The organism is Pseudomonas sp. W17, from assembly GCF_040268305.1.
GTDB classification, from domain to species: domain Bacteria; phylum Pseudomonadota; class Gammaproteobacteria; order Pseudomonadales; family Pseudomonadaceae; genus Aquipseudomonas; species Aquipseudomonas protegens.
On sequence record NZ_CP158490.1, the window covers coordinates 4,500,972 to 4,520,006 of the forward strand.

Annotated in this window: 16 protein-coding genes; 3 read left to right on the forward strand and 13 right to left on the reverse strand. The window is 67.8% G+C overall.

The features are described 5' to 3' along the window. Nucleotides 1-255: 255 nt before the first annotated feature. The 5 genes from ABCR88_RS20530 to ABCR88_RS20550 are packed head-to-tail and all read right to left on the reverse strand — an operon-like array spanning nucleotide 256 to nucleotide 6,943. Nucleotides 256-3,333 carry an error-prone DNA polymerase gene (locus tag ABCR88_RS20530; RefSeq protein WP_350403314.1) on the reverse strand — a complete coding sequence of 1,026 codons (3,078 nt, stop codon included), beginning with the start codon at nucleotides 3,331-3,333 and terminating at the stop codon, nucleotides 256-258. Beyond that, nucleotides 3,330-4,745: a DNA polymerase Y family protein gene (locus tag ABCR88_RS20535; protein ID WP_350022924.1), complete on the reverse strand. Its 1,416-nt coding sequence runs from the start codon at nucleotides 4,743-4,745 to the stop codon at nucleotides 3,330-3,332. The genes ABCR88_RS20530 and ABCR88_RS20535 overlap by 4 nt, the downstream gene beginning before the upstream one ends. Before the next feature lie 7 nt (nucleotides 4,746-4,752). Further along, entirely contained in the window at nucleotides 4,753-5,370 is a 618-nt protein-coding gene (imuA, locus tag ABCR88_RS20540; RefSeq protein ID WP_350403317.1) for a translesion DNA synthesis-associated protein ImuA, read from the reverse strand. Continuing rightward, nucleotides 5,370-5,987: a transcriptional repressor LexA gene (lexA, locus tag ABCR88_RS20545; protein WP_350403319.1), complete on the reverse strand. Its 618-nt coding sequence runs from the start codon at nucleotides 5,985-5,987 to the stop codon at nucleotides 5,370-5,372. Before lexA ends, imuA begins: the two co-directional genes overlap by 1 nt. A 38-nt stretch (nucleotides 5,988-6,025) precedes the next feature. Then, the gene (locus ABCR88_RS20550; RefSeq protein WP_350403321.1) at nucleotides 6,026-6,943 is read right to left on the reverse strand and encodes a LysR family transcriptional regulator; all 918 of its coding nucleotides are present in this window, start codon (nucleotides 6,941-6,943) and stop codon (nucleotides 6,026-6,028) included. Between the two features lie 103 nt (nucleotides 6,944-7,046). Here ABCR88_RS20550 and ABCR88_RS20555 point away from each other — a divergent pair, with 103 nt between their 5' ends. Next, nucleotides 7,047-8,789, forward strand: a complete 1,743-nt coding sequence (locus tag ABCR88_RS20555; RefSeq protein ID WP_350403323.1) for an amidohydrolase — start codon at nucleotides 7,047-7,049, stop codon at nucleotides 8,787-8,789. Nucleotides 8,790-8,890: 101 nt separating this feature from the next. Continuing rightward, nucleotides 8,891-9,628, forward strand: a complete 738-nt coding sequence (locus ABCR88_RS20560; protein WP_350403326.1) for a TorF family putative porin — start codon at nucleotides 8,891-8,893, stop codon at nucleotides 9,626-9,628. A 319-nt stretch (nucleotides 9,629-9,947) separates the two neighbouring features. Here ABCR88_RS20560 and ABCR88_RS20565 read toward each other — a convergent pair whose 3' ends face one another. From ABCR88_RS20565 to ABCR88_RS20575, 3 genes are all read right to left on the reverse strand, one after another. Beyond that, nucleotides 9,948-10,916: a Gfo/Idh/MocA family oxidoreductase gene (locus tag ABCR88_RS20565; RefSeq protein ID WP_350404906.1), complete on the reverse strand. Its 969-nt coding sequence runs from the start codon at nucleotides 10,914-10,916 to the stop codon at nucleotides 9,948-9,950. 17 nt (nucleotides 10,917-10,933) lie between these two features. Continuing rightward, nucleotides 10,934-11,821, reverse strand: a complete 888-nt coding sequence (locus ABCR88_RS20570) for a Dyp-type peroxidase (protein ID WP_350403328.1) — start codon at nucleotides 11,819-11,821, stop codon at nucleotides 10,934-10,936. A gap of 290 nt (nucleotides 11,822-12,111) precedes the next feature. After that, complete coding sequence (locus ABCR88_RS20575; RefSeq protein WP_011061981.1) at nucleotides 12,112-13,149, reverse strand: AraC family transcriptional regulator; 1,038 nt, start codon at nucleotides 13,147-13,149, stop codon at nucleotides 12,112-12,114. 260 nt (nucleotides 13,150-13,409) lie between these two features. Here ABCR88_RS20575 and ABCR88_RS20580 point away from each other — a divergent pair, with 260 nt between their 5' ends. Continuing rightward, nucleotides 13,410-14,354 (forward strand): transporter, encoded by a 945-nt coding sequence (locus ABCR88_RS20580; protein ID WP_350403331.1) that lies wholly within the window; start codon nucleotides 13,410-13,412, stop codon nucleotides 14,352-14,354. Between the two features lie 117 nt (nucleotides 14,355-14,471). Here the strand turns inward: ABCR88_RS20580 and ABCR88_RS20585 are convergent, their stop codons facing one another. The 5 genes from ABCR88_RS20585 to tolR all read right to left on the reverse strand — a co-directional run bounded on the left by ABCR88_RS20585 (nucleotide 14,472) and on the right by tolR (nucleotide 19,029). Next, nucleotides 14,472-15,677 (reverse strand): DSD1 family PLP-dependent enzyme, encoded by a 1,206-nt coding sequence (locus ABCR88_RS20585; RefSeq protein ID WP_161467416.1) that lies wholly within the window; start codon nucleotides 15,675-15,677, stop codon nucleotides 14,472-14,474. A gap of 85 nt (nucleotides 15,678-15,762) precedes the next feature. Further along, a complete protein-coding gene (locus ABCR88_RS20590; RefSeq protein WP_350404907.1) occupies nucleotides 15,763-17,091 on the reverse strand; it encodes a D-arabinono-1,4-lactone oxidase in 1,329 nt (442 codons plus the stop codon). Nucleotides 17,092-17,177: 86 nt separating this feature from the next. Then, a complete protein-coding gene (locus tag ABCR88_RS20595; protein WP_041118947.1) occupies nucleotides 17,178-17,585 on the reverse strand; it encodes a c-type cytochrome in 408 nt (135 codons plus the stop codon). Between the two features lie 197 nt (nucleotides 17,586-17,782). Continuing rightward, nucleotides 17,783-18,586 (reverse strand): energy transducer TonB, encoded by an 804-nt coding sequence (locus tag ABCR88_RS20600; RefSeq protein ID WP_041118948.1) that lies wholly within the window; start codon nucleotides 18,584-18,586, stop codon nucleotides 17,783-17,785. Then, nucleotides 18,583-19,029, reverse strand: a complete 447-nt coding sequence (gene tolR / locus ABCR88_RS20605; protein WP_041118949.1) for a protein TolR — start codon at nucleotides 19,027-19,029, stop codon at nucleotides 18,583-18,585. The genes ABCR88_RS20600 and tolR overlap by 4 nt, the downstream gene beginning before the upstream one ends. Nucleotides 19,030-19,035 lie beyond the last annotated feature (6 nt).

A 19,035-nucleotide genomic window follows, 5' to 3' on the forward strand; every position in this document is an offset into this window, starting at 1 on the left:
AACTTCGAGATCACTCTCACTCTATGTTCCTTCTTGAGTATCCATTTGGGTGCACTGTCTAGATGCACTTGCGCCCTGCCGCACGTCTGCGGCCACAGTCTGTGCAGGCTCGAAAGTCGTCGGCTGAGCGTTCTGAAACTTGATGCAGGGGGCATCATCGGCGGCGATTATGCCAAAGCGCCATCAGAGCGAAAAGGAATAAAAAAACTTGGCGCCAGCGCATTGACTGCTTGACTCCCCGGACCGCCCGATCCCTCAGCGAAAGTCGCGGCTGCGTAGGTGAATGCCATCCAGCAGCGGGCTCAGGTCGCTCAGGCGCCCGGCAATCAGGTGGCGCACCTCGCCCTCGGTTTCCAGGGTGCCGTCGACCTTGAGCAACTGCGCGCCCACCAGCACCCGGCGCTGGCGCTCGGCCAGGTCGCGCCAGACCACCACATTGACGTTGCCGAACTCGTCTTCCAGGGTCACGAAGGTCACCCCACTGGCGGTGCCCGGCCGCTGGCGCCCGGTGACCAGCCCGGCCAGGCTCACCGAACGCCCGTGCTCCACCGCCAGCAAGTCGCGCGAGCTGCGGCAGCGCCGGGCCACAAGCTGCGGGCGCAGCAGCGCCAGGGGGTGCGGCCCGAGGGTGGTGCCCAGGCTGTGGTAATCCGCCTGCAGGTCTTCGCCGACACTGGGCCGGGGCAACGCTACCGGCGCTTCCTCCTGGCTCGGCAGGCCGGCGAACAGCCCCAGCTGTCTTTCCACCCCGGCCACTTCCCAGCGTGCCCGATAGCGATCCCCGGCCAGCGCTTGCAAGGCGCCGGCATCGGCCAGCAATTCCTGGGCGCGGACATCCAGGCGGGCCCGCTCGCCCAGGTCGGCGATATCGACAAAGGCCCGTTGCCGGCGGGCACGCTCGATGTGCCGGGCATCGTCCTCGCGAAAGCCCTTGATCATCCGCAGCCCCAGGCGCAGGGCCGGCTGGCCAGCCCCGGCGATGACTTCCAGGCTGCAATCCCAGTCGCTGGCGCCCACATCCACCGCAAGAACCTGCAAACCATGGCGCCGGGCGTCCTGGAGGATCTGGTCGGGGCTGTAGAAGCCCATGGGCCAGCTGTTGATCAGGGCGCAGGCAAAGGCCGCCGGTTCGTGGCACTTGAGCCAGCAACTGGCGTAGGTCAGCAAGGCAAAGCTGGCGGCATGGGATTCGGGAAAGCCGTAGCTGCCAAAGCCCTTGATCTGCTCGAAGATCTGCGCCGCGAACTCGTCGCTGTAGCCGTTCTTGCGCATGCCTTTGCGCAGCCGTTCGCGGTGCGGTTCCAGGCCGCCGTGGCGCTTCCAGGCGGCCATGGAGCGGCGCAACTGGTCGGCCTCGCCCGGGGTGTAGTCGGCGGCGACAATGGCGATCTGCATCACCTGCTCCTGAAACAGCGGCACTCCCAGGGTGCGCTTGAGCACGCCCTCCAGCTCCGGAGACGGATAGGTTTCCGGCTCCTGGCGGTTACGCCGGCGCAAGTAGGGATGGACCATGCCGCCCTGGATCGGCCCCGGGCGAACGATGGCCACCTCGATCACCAGGTCGTAGAAGTTCTGCGGCTTGAGCCGGGGCAGCATCGACATCTGCGCCCGGGATTCGATCTGGAACACGCCGATGGTGTCGGCGCGGCCGATCATTTCATAGGTGGCGGGATCTTCAGGCGGAATGCTGGCAAGGCTGTAGCGCTGGCCGCGGTAGCCGTGGATCAGGTCGAAACAGCGGCGGATGGCGCTGAGCATGCCCAGGGCGAGGATATCCACCTTGAGCAGGCCGACCATGTCCAGGTCGTCCTTGTCCCACTGGATCACCGTACGCTCGGCCATCGTCGCGTTCTCCACCGGCACCAGGTGGTCCAGGGGCTGCTCGGAAATCACGAAACCGCCGGGGTGCTGGGACAGGTGCCGGGGAAAGCCGATCAACTGCCCGGTCAGGCTCAGGACCCGGCGCAGCACCGGGCTCTGGGGGTCGAACCCGGCCTCCTGCAGGCGCTCGACGCTGGGCGGCGTATCACTCCAGTGGCCGCAGCAGTCGGCCAGGGCGTTGACCTGATCCGGCGGCAGGCCCAGGGCCTTGGCCACATCCCGCACCGCCCCGGCACCATGGTAGGTGCTGACCACCGCGGTCAGCGCCGCGCGATGTCGGCCATAGCGCTGGAACACATACTGCAGTACCTCTTCGCGGCGCTCGTGCTCGAAGTCGACGTCGATGTCCGGCGGCTCGTTGCGTTCGCGCGACAGGAAACGCTCGAACAGCAGGGTCGAGCGGTCCGGGTCGATCTCGGTGATGCCGAGGGCGAAACACACCACCGAGTTGGCCGCTGAACCCCGGCCCTGGCAGAGGATGTGCTGGCGCCGGGCGAAGTCGACGATGTCGTGCACGGTGAGGAAATAACTCTCGTAGCCCAGGTCGCCAATCAGCTCCAGCTCCTTGTCGATCTGCTTCAGCACCTCGGCCCGAGCCCCGGCCGGCCAGCGCCGCAGAATGCCGCGCTGGGTCAGCACCCGCAGCCAGGACCCGGCATCGTGGCCCTCGGGCACCAGTTCCCTTGGGTATTGGTAGCGCAGTTGGCCGAGGTCGAAAGCGCAGCGCCCGGCGATGGCCAGCGACTCGTCGAGCAGGGCCTGCGGGTACAGGCCTTGCAGCACCTCGATCGGCCGCAGGTGGCGCTCGCCGTTGGCGAACAGGCGTTGCCCGGCCTCGGCCACCGGCAGGTGATGGCGGATCGCGGTCATGGTGTCCTGCAGCGCCCGGCGCCCGCGCACGTGCATATGCACATCGCCACAGGCCACGGCTGGCAGCCCCAGTTGCCGGGCCAGGGCCAGTTGCTGTTGCAGGTGCCGGGCATCGTCCTGGCCGCAGTGCAGCTCCAGCGCCAGCCACAGGCGCTGGGGGAACACCTGCTGCAACCAGCGGCCCTGGGCCAGCGGCTCGCCGGCGCCCGTCAGCCACAGGGCCAGCAGCCCCGGCAAGGGTTCGGCGAAGTCCTCGCGCAGCAGGCGATAGCTGCCCTTCTCGGCCCGGCGCCGGGCCCGGGTGATCAACCGGCACAGGCCCTGGTAACCCGCCTGGTCTTCCACCAGCAGCACCAGCCGCGGGCCGTCCTCGACCTGCATTTCACTGCCGACGATCAGCTTGAGCCCGCTGTCGCGAGAGGCCTGCCAGGCGCGGACAATTCCCGCCAGGGTGCACTCGTCGGTGATCGCCAGGGCCTGGTAGCCCAGGGCCTTGGCACGCTGGAACAATTCGGCGGCACTGGAGGCGCCGCGCTGGAAGCTGAAGTTGGACAGGCAGTGCAGCTCGGCGTAGGCGCTCATGCGAACCAGCCCTGCAACAGCAGCGGCCCGGGCTCGCCGACCTGACGATAGGCCCAGCCTTGCTGGCCGGCGGCGGTTTCGATCAGGTAGTAGTCGCGGCGCACATCGGCACCGTCCCACCAGCCGGACTCGATCCGCTCCGGGCCCATGAGGATGCGCACCGAGCCCTCGCCCAGCACCTGGGGCTCGCTGAACAGCCAGCCGGGGCGGCGCAGCCCGGGGGTGGCCGGGCACGGGCGCGAATCGGTCTGCGTCTGCCAACTGCGCTCCGGGCGGTGATCGGCGCGATGCCCCAGGCCCTGCACCGCGTCATCCCCCAGGCGCGCCCGCAGGCGTTCGCGCAACTGCTCCCAGGGCAGGTTCTGCTGCGGGCGTTCGTCGAACAACTCGCTGTGCTGGGGCACGAACAGCGGCAGGTCCTCGGCCACCAGCCGCAGGTTGCGCACCGGCGCCGGCACCTGGATCTGTTCCAGGCGCCCGCGGGCCAGTTCGAACAGCATCGCCGGGTCGCGCTCGGCGCTGAGCAGCCCCACCGGAATCAGGGTGTCGGCGCCTTCGGCGTGCTCCAGGTGCAGGGCAAAGCGCTGCACGCCACTGTCGCGACCACAGAGAAAGGCCGCCAGATCGGCGGTGAGCCGGCGCAGGGGAAACAGCAGCGCCTGATGGGACTGCACATCGAAATTCAGCTCGATGCGCAGGTCGAAGCGGTCCGGCGGCTGATAGAAGGCCAGCCCCAGCGGGCGCTCGCCGAGCAGGGTATCCAGGTGCTTGAGCAAGCTGCCGTCAAAACGCCGGGCCAGGCTGGGCCGGGGCAGCTCCCGCAGTTGCTGGAAGCTGCGCACCCCCATGCGCGACAGGGCCGTGGCCTGCTCCGGGGCCAGCCCCAGGCGCTCGATGGGCATGGCCCCCAGGGCCTGGACCAGGGCCTCGCAGTCGGCCACCGCCAAGCCGTCATAGGCATTGGCCAGGGCTCGGGCCGCCGCCGGATTGGGCGCGGCGACGATGCGGTGGCGAAAGCCCAGGGCCTGCAATTCACGGCGCAGGCGCGCTTCCAACTGCGGCCAGGGGCCGAACAGGCCCAGGCTGGATTCGATCTCCAGCACCAGGGTGCGCGGGTAGGCGACGCTGACCTGGGAGCTGAAGCCATAGGCCCAGGCCGCAAGAAACTGCTGCCAGTGCTCGATCTGCCGGGGGTCGTATTCGGCGCTGGCAAAGGCCTTGGTCAGGGCCTGGGCGGCGGTCAGCGATTGCCCGGGGCGCAGGCCCAGTTCGCGAGCGGCGGCGTTCACCGCCTGGATCACCCGGCGCTGCGGGGTGCCGCTGAGCAGCGCCAGGGGCGCTTCGGGCTCGGCGCGCTGACGCAAGACTGCGTCCAGCGCCAATTGCGGGAACAGGATACAGACCCAGCGCATGCCAACCTCAGTGCCCGGCGGGCCAGGCGATAGGCGCCGGATGGGCCAGCCCGCCCCGGCACTTGAGCACCCGCAACTGCCCGGGACGGCCTTGCACGGCAATTCGCAAGGCCGCCGGCGAGGGGTTGCGCGCCGTCTCCAGGGGGCGGTAGGCAAAGGCCAGGGTCTGGCCGCTTTCAGCCGCCACCTGCAGGCGCCGCAGGGCGCGATCGTCGGCTTGCTGCGGCCAGCACAGCACCGCGCCGCAACTGCCGGAACGCAGGCACTGCTCGGCGGCCCACAGGGCATCACGCTCCCCGGCCTGGATGATCGACAACTGGCGCACATCCACCCCGGCGTTCTGCCAGGCCTGGGGATAGGGCACGAACGGCGGCGCCACCAGCACGATGCGCTCCCCCGCCGCGCTCAGCCGCGCCAGGCTCGGCCACAGCAATTGCAGCTCGCCCAGACCCTGGGCGGCAATGAGGATTTCGGTCAGTGCCGCTTCCGGCCAGCCGCCCGTGGGCAGCACCGCATCCAGGGCGGCATGGCCGGTGGGCTGCGGGCTGGCAGGCGCGGTGGCCGGGCGGCCTTTCCACACCCGCCCGGCATTGAACAGCGAATCCAGTGCGACCACGGCGCCCATCAGCCTTGCCTCACCAGACCGCAGAACACGCCTTCGATAAACAGTTCGTGGTCGGCCGTGACCTCGATCGGCTGGTAGGCCGGGTTGCGCGGCAACAGGCGAATGCCCTGCCCCTTGCGCTCGAAACGCTTGATGGTCACCTCACCGTCGAGGCGGGCGATCACGGTCTGGCCGTTGCGCGCCTCACTGCTGCGGCGCACTGCCACCAGATCACCATCGAAGATGCCGTCGTCGATCATCGAATCGCCCTGAACCCGCAGCAGGTAATCCGGAGTGCGGGAGAACATCCCCGGGTCCAGCAGCAACTGGCCGTGTATGTCGGCATCGACGCCAATCGGCGCACCGGCGGCCACCCGCCCCAGCACCGGAATCTCCAGCAGCTCGGGGCGCCGTGGCTGGTTGGGCAGGCGAATGCCCCGGGCCTGATGCGGGTTGACCTCGATGAACCCGGCCTCGGTCAGCGCCAGCACATGCTTGCGCGCCACGCTGCGCGAGGCGAAACCGAACGCCTGGCTGATTTCAGCAAGGCTCGGAGGCTGGCCGTGATCGGCGATGCGTTCGCGGATAAAGGTCAGGATGGCACTGCGGCGGGGAGATAAAGTCGTCATGGAGTACATTTGTACTCCTCTCGGATTTATCTGACAAGAACCGCCAATCAGTCCAGGCCACGGCTGGCCAGGAAGCCGCTGACATAGTCGATGAATGCCTGCACCTTGGCGGTCGCCCGCCGGTGGCTGGGGTAGACCGCGAGGATGTGCGGCCCGAAGCTGTCCGGGTCGATCGCGTAGTCGGCCATCACCCGCACCAGGCGCCCGTCGGCCAGGTACGGTGCGGCGCTCCACAACGGGGTGTGCAGTAGGCCGCGCCCGGCCAGGGCATTGGCCAGCAGCAGGTCGTAATTGTCACTGCGCAGGCGTGGTGCCTGGGGCTGGGGCAGGCTCAGGCGCTGGCCGTCGCGCTCGGCCCACCAGAACTCCCGGCTGAGCAAGGGGTGGCGATACAGCAGCCATTCATGCTCTTCGAGGGTCTGCGGGGTCACCGGCCGGCCCTTGCGCGCCAGGTAGGCCGGGCTGGCGCACAGGGCCAGGCGGTTGCTTCCGACCACCCGGGCAATCAGCCCCGGCAGGTCGTCATGGCCTTCGCGCAGGGCCAGGTCGTAGCCGCTTTCCAGCAGGTTGACGAACTCATCGCACAAGTCCACTTGCAGGTCGATCTGCGGGTACTGCTCAAGAAAACCACCACACACCTGATCCAGGAACGCCTGGCCGTAGGCCAGCGGCGCGGTGATCTTGAGGTTGCCGCGCAGGCCATGCTGCAGCTGCTCCACCTCCTCGCCCACCTCTTCCAGCCGCTGCAGCACCTGGCGCGCGGTCTCCAGGTAGAGCCGGCCGATTTCGGTGAGCACGATGCGCCGGGTGCTGCGCTCGAACAAGCGCGAACCCAGCTCGGCCTCCAGGTGGTTGACCGCCTTGGTCAGGGCCGAGGGGGTCTTGCCCAACTGCTCCGCCGCCCGGCTGAAACTGCCCAGCTGGGCGGTGACCACGAACATCTTCAAGGCATTCAACTTGTCCATGGTTTTTCCACCCAGGCAAAAATGTTTTTCGTGAAGCAGCCGTTCTGCCCGCTGCGGGCAGTCCCTAAGCTGGCGATCAGACGCAATAACAAGGAAATGTTCAATGAAAAGATTGACCCCCACGCTGTTACTGGCCGCCATGAGTTTTGCCTCGTTGGAAGCCATGGCCGCCGCCGACCTGGTGCTGCTCAACGGCCAGGTCTTCACCGCCGACCGCGCCCAGCCCAAGGTCCAGGCCCTGGCGGTGGAGAACGGCAAGGTCCTGCAAGCCGGCAGCGATGCGCAGATCAAGGCACTGATCGACAGCCACACCCGGGTCGTCGACCTGGGCGGCAAGACCCTGATGCCGGGCCTGATCGACACCCACTCCCACGCTATCTTCGGCGGCCTGGAAATGACCGGCGCCAACCTGCAGGACGAGGTGGTCAGCCTCGACGAACTGGAAAAACGCCTGCGCGCCTGGCGTGACGACGGCAGCGCCCGGCATGCCGACGTGCTCAGCATCGCCGGCATGAGCTCGACCTACTGGGCCCAGGCCCAGGCCCTGGGCCAGCGCTTCAACCAGGGTGAATGGGCCAGGGTACCGGTGGTGTTCACCGGCAGCGATCACCATACCGCCTGGGCCAATGACTTCATGCTCCAGCGCGCCGGCATCGACGCCGCCCTGCTCAAGAGCCTGCCCGAGGCCGAACGCGGCACCATCGGCCAACTGCCCGACGGCCGCCCCAACGGTTTCCTGGTGGACGCCGGCTGGGACCGGGTGGCCGCGAAAATGCCGGTGCCGGGGCCCGAGCAGATGCTACGCGCCGCGCAGTCGGCCCTGCACTACAACAACAGCCTGGGGATTACCGCCTGGATGGACCCGGCCGCCAACGCCGCCCCCGGCGAAGCGGTGTTCGCCCTCAAGCCCACCGAGCACACCGTCGGCGTGCTGCCGGCCTACAAGGCCCTGGCCGAGAGCGGCGGGATGACCGCCCACGTCGCCGCCCTGCTGGTGGCCAACCCCCGCAGCCGGCCGGCCGACCTCGACACCCTGGACAAAGTGCGCCAACAGTTCCAGGGCATTCCCAACCTGACCCTGCCGGGCATCAAGATCTTCGCCGACGGGGTGATCGAATACCCGGCGCAGAGCGCGGCGATGCTCGAGCCTTACAGCAACTCGCACAAACCCGGCGAACTGCTGATCGACCCGGCGCATTTTGGCGAACTGGTCAGCGCCATCGACCAGCGCGGCTGGCTGGTGCACATCCACGCCATCGGCGACCGCGCGGTGCGTGAGTCGCTGAACGGCATCGAGCAGGCGCGCAAGGATCGCCAGAGCGGCATCAGCCACTCCATCACCCACCTGCAGATGGTCAACCCCAAGGAGTTCGCCCGCTTCAAGCCGCTCAACGTGATTGCCTCGATGCAACTGCTCTGGGCCTCGGCCGACGACTACACCCTGGACATGATCAAGCCCTACGTCAGCGCCCTGGCGTTCCGCTACCAGTACCCGGCGCACTCGCTGCTCAAGCAGGGCGCGACCATCGCCGGCGCCAGCGACTGGCCGGTGTCCTCGCCCAACCCGTGGAACGCCATGGCTCAGGCCATCACCCGCCAGGGGCCCCTGGGGGTGCTCAACGCCGACGAACGCCTGGACCGCGAAACCCTGTTCTATGCCTACACCCAGAATGCCGCGCGCACATTGGGCCTGGAACAGCAGATCGGCTCGCTGACGGCCGGCCAGCAGGCCGACTTCATCGTCCTCGACCGCGACGTGTTTACCGTGGACGAAAAGGCCCTGCATGAAACCCGGGTGCTGCAGACCTGGTTCGCCGGCCGCGAGATCTACAGCCGCCCACTCTGACCCCGCGCCACCGTTGCACCGCCTGCCCCGCGCCCTGGTGACGCCGGGGTACGGCGCCGCCTTGCCCGCTCCCCCATAACAATCACAACAACGGGATACCCATGAAGACCCTCACCCTGCTCACCCTGGGCGCCGTGTGCCTGCTGCCGCAGGCCGGCCACGCCCTGCCCCTGACCGACGAGCTGGCCGTGGAACTGGAGCTGACCCTGGCCAGCGACTACCGCACCCGCGGCATCTCCCAGACCCAGAACGACCCCGCGGCCCAGGCGGCCGTGACCCTGCTGCACAGCAGCGGCCTGTACCTGGGCACCTGGAGCTCCAACGTCGATTTCGGCGGTGGCCTGAAGACCCGCCAGGAAGTCGACTACTACGGCGGCTGGCTGTGGCAGGCCAGCGCAGACATCAGCCTGGACCTGGGCTACCTGAAGTACAGCTACCCCCGGGAAGCCCAGTTCAACCAGAGCGAGGTGTACGGCATCCTCAGCGTCTACGGGGTCAAGCTGGCGGCCTATTACTCCGACGATGCCCCCGGCATCGACAGCCAGCAGAGCACCCTGTACCGCTACCTTGGCTACGAGACCCGACTGCCCCTGGAACTGGGGCTGCAACTGCGCTACGGCCAGATGGACTTCAAGGACCCGCGGCTGATCCGCGCCTCGGGCCAGGGCGAGGACAGCTACCACGAATGGGAGGCCAAACTGACCCGGGAAATGGCCGGGCTGGAACTGGGCCTGAGCTACATCGACACCGACCTGTCCCGCAGCCAGTGCACCAGTAACTACGGCTTCAGCGACCTGTGCGGAGCAACCTGGGTGGCCAGCGTCAAGAAGACCTTCTGAGCGACCAGCCGCCCGCCCCCGTAGGAGCCGGCTTGCCGGCGAAGGGGCCCGAAAGACTGGCACCCGCCTCAAGGCTGCCTTCGCTGGCAAGCCAGCTCCTACAAAAGCCCGCAGGAACACGCCGGCAATGCGCCCCACAAACCCCGTAGGAGCCGGCTTGCCGGCGAAGAGGCCCAAAAGACTGGCACCCGCCTCAAGGCTGCCTTCGCTGGCAAGCCAGCTCCTACAAAAGCCCGCAGGAACACGCCGGCAATGCGCCCCACAAACCCGTAGGAGCCGGCTTGCCGGCGAAGAGGCCCGAAAGGCATGCGCCCTGGGATCAGCCGCGCTGCAGGATGCGGTCCATCACCCGGTCGGTCTTCAGGGCTTCGCTGGCCAGGGCCGGGTGCCGGGCCTGGCCGCGGATATGGGCGTTCATGCCCTTCACGTGATGCCACTGGATGTGAGCGGGGTTGTCGATGAACAGGTTCAGGGTCTCTTCGGCTTCGAGTTGCAGCGGATGCTCGTCGAACACGGAAAAAGTGATGCGCCCCTGGCTGCCGATGATTTCCACCCGGTCTACCCGGCGGTCGGCGACGAAGTTCCAGGCGCCGCTGCCCAGCGCCCCACAGGCGAAGCGCCAGCTGGCGCTGACCGCATCCTCGGCGGCATACAGCCCGGCCTGGCGGGTGCTGAAGCCGGCCACCTCGACGATATCGCCCAGCAGGTACTGGAACAGGTCCAGGCCATGGCTGGCCAAATCGGCGAAATAGCCGCCGCCGGCCACTTGCGGGTCGGTACGCCAATTGGCCGCGCCGCTACGGTCGGCCTCGGAGGCAGCCTTGCTCAGGCTCCAGTGCAGGTGCCGGACCGTACCGATGCGCCCATCGGCCAGCCATTGCCGCACCTGCGCAAAGCGCGGCAAGGAACGCCGGTAATAGGAGACGAACAGATGCAGCCCGGCCTGCTCGAAGGCCTGCTGCATGGCCAGGCTTTGCCCGGCATGCAGGGCCATGGGTTTTTCCACGCAGCAATGCTTGCCGGCGGCGGCCACTTGCAGGCTGTAGGCGTAATGGCTGTCGGGGGGCGTGGCGATGTACACCGCGTCCACCTCGGGGTCGTCGATCAGGGCCTGGGCATCGGTATACCAGCGGGCAATGCCGTGGCGCTGCGCATAGTCGCGCACCGCCTCGGCCCGGCGCCCCATCACCGCCACCAGCGCCGACCCCGGAACCTTGTAGAAGGCCGGGCCACTCTTGCGCTCGGTAACACTGCCGCAACCGATCATGCCCCAGCGCACGGTCCGCAGCGGCTCGGCCCCGGTGTTCATTTCGACGCTTGCAGCGCGCGCAGGTCGAGCTGGCCGTTGTGCAGCGGCGGGCACCAGTAGTAGCCCCCGGTGATCGGCCGGCTCATGCGGTACAGGCCGTCGGTGATGCCGTCTTCCAGGCCGCTCATGCGCCGCAGTTGGGCTTCGAAGGCGTTCAGGGTGTGGCCGAAGGCAAGGAACATCAGGCCACCCTTGTCACCTTCGATCCACGGCATCGAGCGGCGCACGAGAAAGGCTTCCGGGGCGAAGCTTTCCTGGGCAGTGCGCTTGACGTGGGCCGAGACCGGCGCGTCGTCCAGTTCTTCGTTGTCGCTCAGGCGCCGGCCCATGATGTGGTCGCGCGCTTGCTGGTGCATCGCGGCAAACCCCTGGAAGTCGTGCTGCCACTGCTGGATCGCGGCAAAGCTGCCACCGCGCAGGCCGTCTTCGCCCTCGGCCAGTGCGGCGGCCACGGCGGCTTCGTCCTGAGGGTTTTCGGTGCCGTCTTCATAACCGGTGAGGTCATGGCCGGTCTTGTGGCGGAAGGTCTCGTTCATGCCGACCAGGCGCAAGGCCGGGGCCAGGGCGGCCGCCAGCTCGTTGCTGCGGTGCAGCAGCTCGCCGCGATCATCACCGTGCAGCCAGACCCACAGCGCGTGCTGGGTCGAAGGGTTGTCCACGCCCACGCCAGTCAGCGCCGGGAACGCCTTGAGCCCCTGCACTCGCGCGCCCAGGGCCTTGACCAGCGACGCGCCAAAACCTGCCACCGCCGTTGCGCCATCCACCCGTGCCAGCAACTGGTCGAGGGCCTGGGGCAACGCCTCGATGGACTCAAGGGCAAAGAACAGGTGGCGGGCCTGGGACGGAACGGGTGCAGCGAGGATGCCGGGCTGGTAGTAACTCATGGGAACTCCTGAATGAAGGCGCAGGAGTTTACCGCCATGGGCTGCCGGCGTCAGCGTCGAAACGGGCAAGGCTTGTCGCCGCTTGCGCGGCGACGTTGCAAAGCCGTGGTGAAAAGGCCGGGCCGGGGTTGTGTAGCCGCTGCCGCAGGCTGAGAACGGCATGGGCGGCATTCCGACGCAGCAGACGCGGGGATCTTGAGGCCGCTCAAGGTTCGACGGGAGATCGCCAAGCAAGGCCCTGCGGGCCTTTGCGCAGCCTCGCGGGCTCGGTAGCGGCTACAGGGCGGCCTTCAATGCAGCGCCGCCTCTTCGCGAAAGGCGCTGGGGCTCAGCCCGGTCCAGCGCTTGAAGGCCCGGCGGAAGCTGCGCACGTCGCTGTAGCCGACCTCTTCGGTGATGCGTTCGATGGACAGCTCCGGGTTGCCCAAGAGGTTCAGGGTTCGCGCCTGGCGCACCCGTTCCAGCAGCGCCTCGAAGGTCAGGCCGTGTTCGGTCAGGCGCCGGCGCAGGGTGCGCCCGCTCATGTTCAAATCCCCCGCCACCTGCTCGATATGGCTGCCGGCCCGCAGGTCCCGGCTCAGGGCGCGCTCCACCGCCTGGATCAGGTCCATCTTCTGGTGCACCTGGGCGCTTTCCAGTTCCAGCAGCTTGAGCGCCTGGCGCAGGGCCACCGGATGATGGTTGGGCAGCGGCGCCTGCAACCAGCGGGCCTCGATCACCATACGCGCCTGCAGGCAGCCGAACTGCACATGGGGGCCCAGCAACCGGGTATAGAGCTCGGCATAGGCCGGCGCGGCGTGCATGAACTCCACCCGCAGGGCCTGGAAATCCGCGCTGACCAGGGCCCGGCCATAGATCAGCAGGCTGGCGAAGAACTCTTCCGCGGCAAAGATCTGCACCTCACCGTAGGGCAGGCGGCATTGCAGCTCGACAAAGAACTCTTCGCCCTGGCGCCCGACATCGGCGCTGACGATGGTGCCGGAGGTGTGCTGATGGCGGATGCCCAGCTCGAAGGCGTCGCCCAGGGTCCGGCACAACGACAACGCATGCCCCAGCAGGCCCAGGGTGCCCAGCACATTGCGGCTGCCGACCCAGAGCCCCAGGCCCTGCTGCGGCAATGCCGCCAGGGCACGTTCGATCATCGCCACCGCCTGGCGATAGGAGATGCGCAGGGTCGGGTCCTGCAGGTCGTCCAGGGTAAAGCCCAGGCCGCGACACAGGCGCTCGGCGCTGACGCCCTTGGCTTCGGCGACATCCGCCAGGGTCTGCAGCAGGAAGGGTGAAACCAGGGCCAGCTGGTCGTGGGCATCGGCGGCTTTGATCTGCATGGGAGTGAGCTTCCGGGCCGCTTGAGCGGCTGTTTTTATTGTCGGTCAGGCACCGGTGCCAAGGCTTCACCGGCGGTTCAAGCATATCCCGTTGCCTGGGGTTTTACGGGGGAATGTAACAAAGCATTGCAAAGTGTCCGACAAAGTCCCCCTCCCTGTCCGCCAATACCCTGCCCCGCGCCCGGCCCAGGGCTTATTTCTATGGGGCGGGCGGCGTGCCTGCCGCCGCGCCCCCACTAACAATAAGAATGAGCCCAACCATGCACCCGACCCGCCTCACTCGCTCCCTGCACCTGGGCGTGGCCCTGGCCGCCTGCGCCAGCCTGAATGCCCAGGCCACCGAATCCGGGGTCGACAATATCGGCCCCGGCACCGACGGCTTCTACGTGCTGCCCCTGAGCCCCGACCAGCTCCCGGAGCACATGTTCGCCTTCAACCTCTACTACAACCATTACCAGGCCAGGAAGCTCGACATCAGCTCCTTTGGCGGCAAGGTCCAGGAGGTCAGGATCACCTCCGACGCGATCATCCCGCGCCTGGACTACCTGAGCCCGCTGCGGGTCCTGGGCGGGCGCCTGGGGGGCTACGTGGCCCAGCCCTACCTGCGCCAGCAGGTGTCGCTGTACGGCCAGAGCGACCGCCGCGAAAGCATGGGCGATACCACCTTCGCGCCGATCATCCTGTGGGACATGGGCCCGGACCTGACCCTGGGCGCGGCCGTGGAAGTGACCCTGCCCACCGGGCAGTACGATGCCGACCGGCTGGCCAACACCAGCAACAACTTCACCACCTACAAGCCGCTGTTCTCCATGACCTGGCTGCCCAGCGAACGCACCGAGCTGTCGTTCAAGAGCACCTACAGCTTCAACCAGGAGAACCACGCCACCCACTACCGTTCCGGGCAGATCTTGCACTTGGACTATTCGGCCAGCTACCGCCTGACCGACGAACTGAGCCTGGGGCTCAACGGCTACTACCTGAAGCAGACCACCGACGATAAACAGAACGGCAAGACCGTGACCTTCATGGGCGAGGACGTGAGTGACGGGGTACGCGGGCAAGTGTTCGCCATCGGCCCGGCGCTACACCTGCGCTTTCTCAAGTACGCCAGCGCCGAGATCCGCTGGGCCAAGGAGTTCGACGTGGAAAACCGCCCCGAGGGCGACATGCTCTGGGCCAAGCTGACCATTCCCTTTGCCCTGTGAAACCCGCAGCAGCCTTGAAGCCGCTGCGGGCTCGGCGGGAGATCGCCAGGCAAGGCCTTGCGGGCCTTTGCGCAGCCTCGCCGGGGCTCGGCAGCGGCTACAGGGCTATACGTGGGATCAGTACACCGGCCAGCGTTCGACGATGCGCCCGCCGCGCAGGGCCAGCAGGTCGCCAAACTGCAGCAGTACCGCTTCGCTCTGCTGCGGGCGCAGGAAGACCTGGTCGTCCACTTGCAAACCCACGGCGCGGGAGCCGTTGACCATCTCCTGGTTGGAGCTGCGACCGAACAGCTCGTTGCTCTGCAGACCCGCCGGCGATTCGAAATCCGCCAGCCAGTGGCCGCCATAGATGAAGAAGGTCTGGCGCTGGTTGCGGTCCCACCAGGAGAACAGCCGCGACTTGTCGTCCAGGGCCGGGATCCGCACCGGCCCGGTACTCTTGAGCACCGGGGTGGCGATAAACGCGGCCGGCACATGCTGCTCCAGGGACGCCAGGTCGTAGTGGCTGGGCTTGAGCAGTGCGGTGCCCACCGACACTTCGCTGCTCAGGGATTCCTGCTCGTGCCGACGGTAGCTGGGGCTGCCGGCGGTATTGAGGGTCAGGCCGGCGTGCCACAGCGCCGGGTACTGCTGGCGGGTGAAGTCGACAAAACCGTTGTAGAGCGCCATGACCTGGTCGAACAGGCTTTGCGGCGAGCCCAGAATCCCCGGCACGCCCATGTCGACAAAAGGGTCGTAGCCCATGAACCCGGCAAACTCCAGGTGCCGGGGGTGGGCGCTGATCAGCGCCAGCATCTGCCCGAGCACGGCATGGTCCGCCACGCCGCCACGGTGCAGCCCCACATCCAGTTCGATGTTGATGCGCATCCGCGTGCCCAGGCCCTGGGCCAGCGCCAGGTACTGCTGCAGGCGTTCGGGGGTATCGAGCAGCCATTGCAGTTGCCGGCGCGGGTCGAACGGCCCCTTGAGCTGCTGGTAGAACAGCTCGACGGCGCGGATCGGCAGGGGCTTGCCCAAGAGGATATCGGCGTCGGCAAATACCTCGGCGTCGTGGTTGAGAAACGGCTGGTGGAAGGACATCAGGCGCCGGGTACCGGCGCGCTGGGCGATGTAGGCCAGAAGCCCCGGCGACGGCAGGGATTTTTCCACCAGGCGCAGGTGCTTGCCGCCGCGCTGCACCGACTGCATGACCACATCGATGTTGTGGTCCAGGCGATCCAGGTCGATCAGCATCACCGGTTGCATCGGCCCGTGGGCCTTGAGCTCGCGATTGAGCTCGGCGAAGTACGGGCTGTAGGGCAGGCCCCGGTCGCCGGGCCGCAGCCAGGCGCCGACACCGGCCAGCAAGACTCCGGCCCCCAGGGTGCCGGCCATGAAATGACGACGGTTCATTGTGCGCATCTCCTGTTCACGCCACACCCAGCACCGAGGCCAGGTGGGCGTTGATGAATTTGCCTTGCGGGTCCAGCGCCTGACGCACCTTGGCGAAGGCCGACCATTGCGGGTACAGCCCCTGCAGGGTGCGGGCATTGAGGCTGTGGTGCTTGCCCCAGTGTGGGCGTCCCTGGTACTTCCAGAAGATCGGCTCCACCGCGGCGAAGAAGTTGTGGTGGTCCATGCTGTAGTGCTGGTGCACCGAGATCGAACAGCTGTCGCGATCTTCGAACATGCTCAGGGGAATGTCGTCGGCCTTGACGTAGCGGTACTCGATGGGAAACCAGGTGCGCAGGTCCTTGTCGCGGATCAGCGCGAGGATTTCCCGCAGGCACGCCGGCCCCAGGTGCGCCGGCACCGAGTACTCCATTTCGTTGAAGCGCACGCTGCGCACGTTGGCGTAGATCTGGTAGGAATCCCCCACCCGCTCATCGAAGCGCGCCAGCCAGCGCAGGCTGTTGAGCAGGTGGCGGCGGGTCTCGGGGAAGTCGCTGACGTACTTGTCGAGGTTTTCGATCAGGTTGACGAACTCGTTGCCGCCCTCCTCGGCCGGATCGGTGGGTGGGGTCGGCGGCTCCGTGGTTTCGTTCAGGGCCACCGCCAGGGCGTAGTCGGAGTGGGTGACCACGAGCATTTCCCAGTGCTGGTTGTCGCGGGTCAGGTTGTCCATGTCCTCCAGCAGTTCCTCGGTCTTGCCGATCCACTGTTTTTCCCGCAGGCGATAGGCCTCGCGGTTCTGCAGGCGCACCCGGGTCGCCACCCCCAGCGCGCCGAGGGACACCCGGGCGGCATGGAACACCTCGGCGTTGCGCCGGAGGTCGCAGTCCAGCACTTCGCCGCTGGCGGTCACCAGTTGCAGCCCGCAGACCCGGGACGAATAGGAACCGAAGCCGACCCCGGTGCCGTGGGTGGAAGTGGCAATCGCCCCGGCCAGGGTCTGGTAGTCGATATCCGCCATGTTCCACAGCGCCTGCCCCACCTCCTTGAGCGCCGGGCCCATCAGCGACATGGGCGTGCCGGCGGCGAATTCGGTCTGCAGGGTCTGGGGGTCGTGGTCCAGCAGGCCGTTGAAATAGGCCAGGGACAGCAAGGTGCCGTCGGTGGGCACCAGGGCGCTGAAGGAGTGCCCGGCACCCACCGGGCGGATCTTGCCCGGGGCCTGGCGGACCACCTGGCGCAGTTCATCCAGGTCCTTGGGCGCCAGCCGCGCCTGGGGCAGGCAGCTTTGCGCGCCGGACCAGTTGCGCCAGGGAATCAGCCGCGGGGCGCGGGCCAGTTCGGCCAGCAGCGGGTTGCTGCACAGCGCGCTGAACGCGCCGAGGGCGCCGGCCCCTTGCAGCAGCCGGCGTCGGGAAAGGTGCATGACCATGAAGGGGGAACCTGTGCTTTTTATTGGAATGAATGGCCGGACATGAAGCTGATCAGGGCCAGGAACTGCTCTTCGCTGCACTGCATGCACTGGCCCATGGGCGGCATGCCCTGGTAGCCGTTGATGCTGTGGTCCAGCAGGGTGTCGGCGCCCTGGGCCAGGCGCGGCGCCCAGGCCTTGGCATCGCCGGCCTGGGGCGCGCCGGAGGCCGGGTTGGCGTGGCACAGCTGGCAGCTGCTGGCGTAGACCTGGGCCAGGGCCGGGTCGGCCGGGCTCTGGCGCACAGCGTCGAGGCGCACGGCAGCAGGCGGTTCAGCCTCGCCGCAGGCGCTCAGCAGCAGACCCAGGGCCAGGCCCAGGGCGCTACGAATCGGTAGCCAAGAGTGGCGCCGCAACGGGCGCGAACAGGCGGGAGTGACAGTGGGCATCGGCGGTCCTCAGTGCGGCCAGGGCAAGGGGCCCGCCCCGGCGACAGCGGCGGACCACACCCGGCCACACTAAGACACCCTCGCCCCGGGGTTGAGGGCATTGGCGGCCAGCCAAGGGGACAGGCTCGGCCAGCCAGGGCGCGCACGGTCAGCCAGAAGCTGCCTGCATGGCAACGGGCCCATGCCTGCCCCGCGCCTTACTTGATCCGGTAGTGGAAGGTGTTGCGCACCGCCGGCACCGTTACCGCCTGGCCGTCGATCAGCCGCGGCTGATAACGGAAGGTCGCCACCGCTGCCAGGGACGGGCGCATGAACAGGGGGTGGCAACCGTCGATGACCTTGGGGTTCTCCACCCGTCCCTGAGGGTTGACGCTGTACTCCACGGTGCAGTCGCCTTCCAGGTTCTTGTCCAGGGCCCGTTGCGGGTAGTCCGGGGCCTCCTTGCTCAGGGGCTGGTACTGGCGACTGTCGGCCGCCTGGGCCGCCTGCTGGCGCGTGCGCTCGGCAGCCAGCCGCGACTGTTCGGCACGCTGGGCCTGCGCTTGTTCCTGGGCCACACGTTGCTCGGTATCGCGCTGGCGCTGCTCGGCCTCCAGGCGCTCGCGCTGCTGCTCCTGCACCTGCTCACGTTTCTTGTCTTCCACACGCTTGCGCGCCAGGGCCGCCTGCTCCAGCTTCTGCGCCTGTACCTGGGGGTCAACCCGGGGCCTGGCCGGCTCCGGCGCAGCCGCGGGCGGTGGCGTTGACGGTGGCGCCACCTCGGCCACCGCCGGCAGCGGTTCCGCGGGGGCGGCACGCGGCGCCAGCATCACCAATTGGGTGGCCAGTACCGGGGGCGTCTCGACCTGCGGCTTGTCCACCGACCAGCCCAGCACCAGCGCCACCAGCACTCCGGCGTGCAGGGCCAGGGCCAGGCTGGCCGCCAGGCTGTTGCGCCAGAAGCCGGCAGTTGCGGAGCCCATGGGCAGGGCTATCGGGCTGTGCATGATCATCGCCGTCATTGCGGGGCCTCGGTCACCAGCCCCAGGTTGTGCACCCCGCCCTGCTGCAACGCCGCCATGGCCGCCACCACGCTGGAATAAGCGGCGTCCTGGTCGGCGCGGATATACACCTGGGTGTCGCCGCGCTGGGCAATCACCTGGGCCACCTTGGCGCGCATCTGCTCAAGGTCCACGGCGCTATCGGTCTGGTGGCGGGTATCGAGTTCGCTGCCCAGGTTCCAGTAGTAGCCGCCACCGGCCTGCACCGACAGGGTGAGGATCTGCTGGCGGCTGTCGGTGGCCAGGGCTTCGCTGGCGACCTTGGGCAATTCGATCTTCACCCCCTGGGTGAGCATCGGCGCGGTGACCATGAAGATCACCAGCAGCACCAGCATCACGTCGATGTAGGGCACCACGTTCATTTCCGCCTTGGGTCCGTGCTTGCGTTGCGGCCGGGTCAACATCGGCTT

Excerpts from the sequence above, each read along its gene's own strand:
- ABCR88_RS20530 (WP_350403314.1), bottom strand. The coding sequence starts at position 3,333 with ATGAGCGCCTACGCCGAGCTGCACTGCCTGTCCAACTTCAGCTTCCAG.
- ABCR88_RS20535 (WP_350022924.1), bottom strand. The coding sequence starts at position 4,745 with ATGCGCTGGGTCTGTATCCTGTTCCCGCAATTGGCGCTGGACGCAGTC.
- imuA (WP_350403317.1), bottom strand. The coding sequence starts at position 5,370 with ATGGGCGCCGTGGTCGCACTGGATTCGCTGTTCAATGCCGGGCGGGTG.
- lexA (WP_350403319.1), bottom strand. The coding sequence starts at position 5,987 with ATGTACTCCATGACGACTTTATCTCCCCGCCGCAGTGCCATCCTGACC.
- ABCR88_RS20550 (WP_350403321.1), bottom strand. The coding sequence starts at position 6,943 with ATGGACAAGTTGAATGCCTTGAAGATGTTCGTGGTCACCGCCCAGCTG.
- ABCR88_RS20555 (WP_350403323.1), top strand. The coding sequence starts at position 7,047 with ATGAAAAGATTGACCCCCACGCTGTTACTGGCCGCCATGAGTTTTGCC.
- ABCR88_RS20560 (WP_350403326.1), top strand. The coding sequence starts at position 8,891 with ATGAAGACCCTCACCCTGCTCACCCTGGGCGCCGTGTGCCTGCTGCCG.
- ABCR88_RS20570 (WP_350403328.1), bottom strand. The coding sequence starts at position 11,821 with ATGAGTTACTACCAGCCCGGCATCCTCGCTGCACCCGTTCCGTCCCAG.
- ABCR88_RS20575 (WP_011061981.1), bottom strand. The coding sequence starts at position 13,149 with ATGCAGATCAAAGCCGCCGATGCCCACGACCAGCTGGCCCTGGTTTCA.
- ABCR88_RS20580 (WP_350403331.1), top strand. The coding sequence starts at position 13,410 with ATGCACCCGACCCGCCTCACTCGCTCCCTGCACCTGGGCGTGGCCCTG.
- ABCR88_RS20595 (WP_041118947.1), bottom strand. The coding sequence starts at position 17,585 with ATGCCCACTGTCACTCCCGCCTGTTCGCGCCCGTTGCGGCGCCACTCT.
- ABCR88_RS20600 (WP_041118948.1), bottom strand. The coding sequence starts at position 18,586 with ATGACGGCGATGATCATGCACAGCCCGATAGCCCTGCCCATGGGCTCC.
- tolR (WP_041118949.1), bottom strand. The coding sequence starts at position 19,029 with ATGTTGACCCGGCCGCAACGCAAGCACGGACCCAAGGCGGAAATGAAC.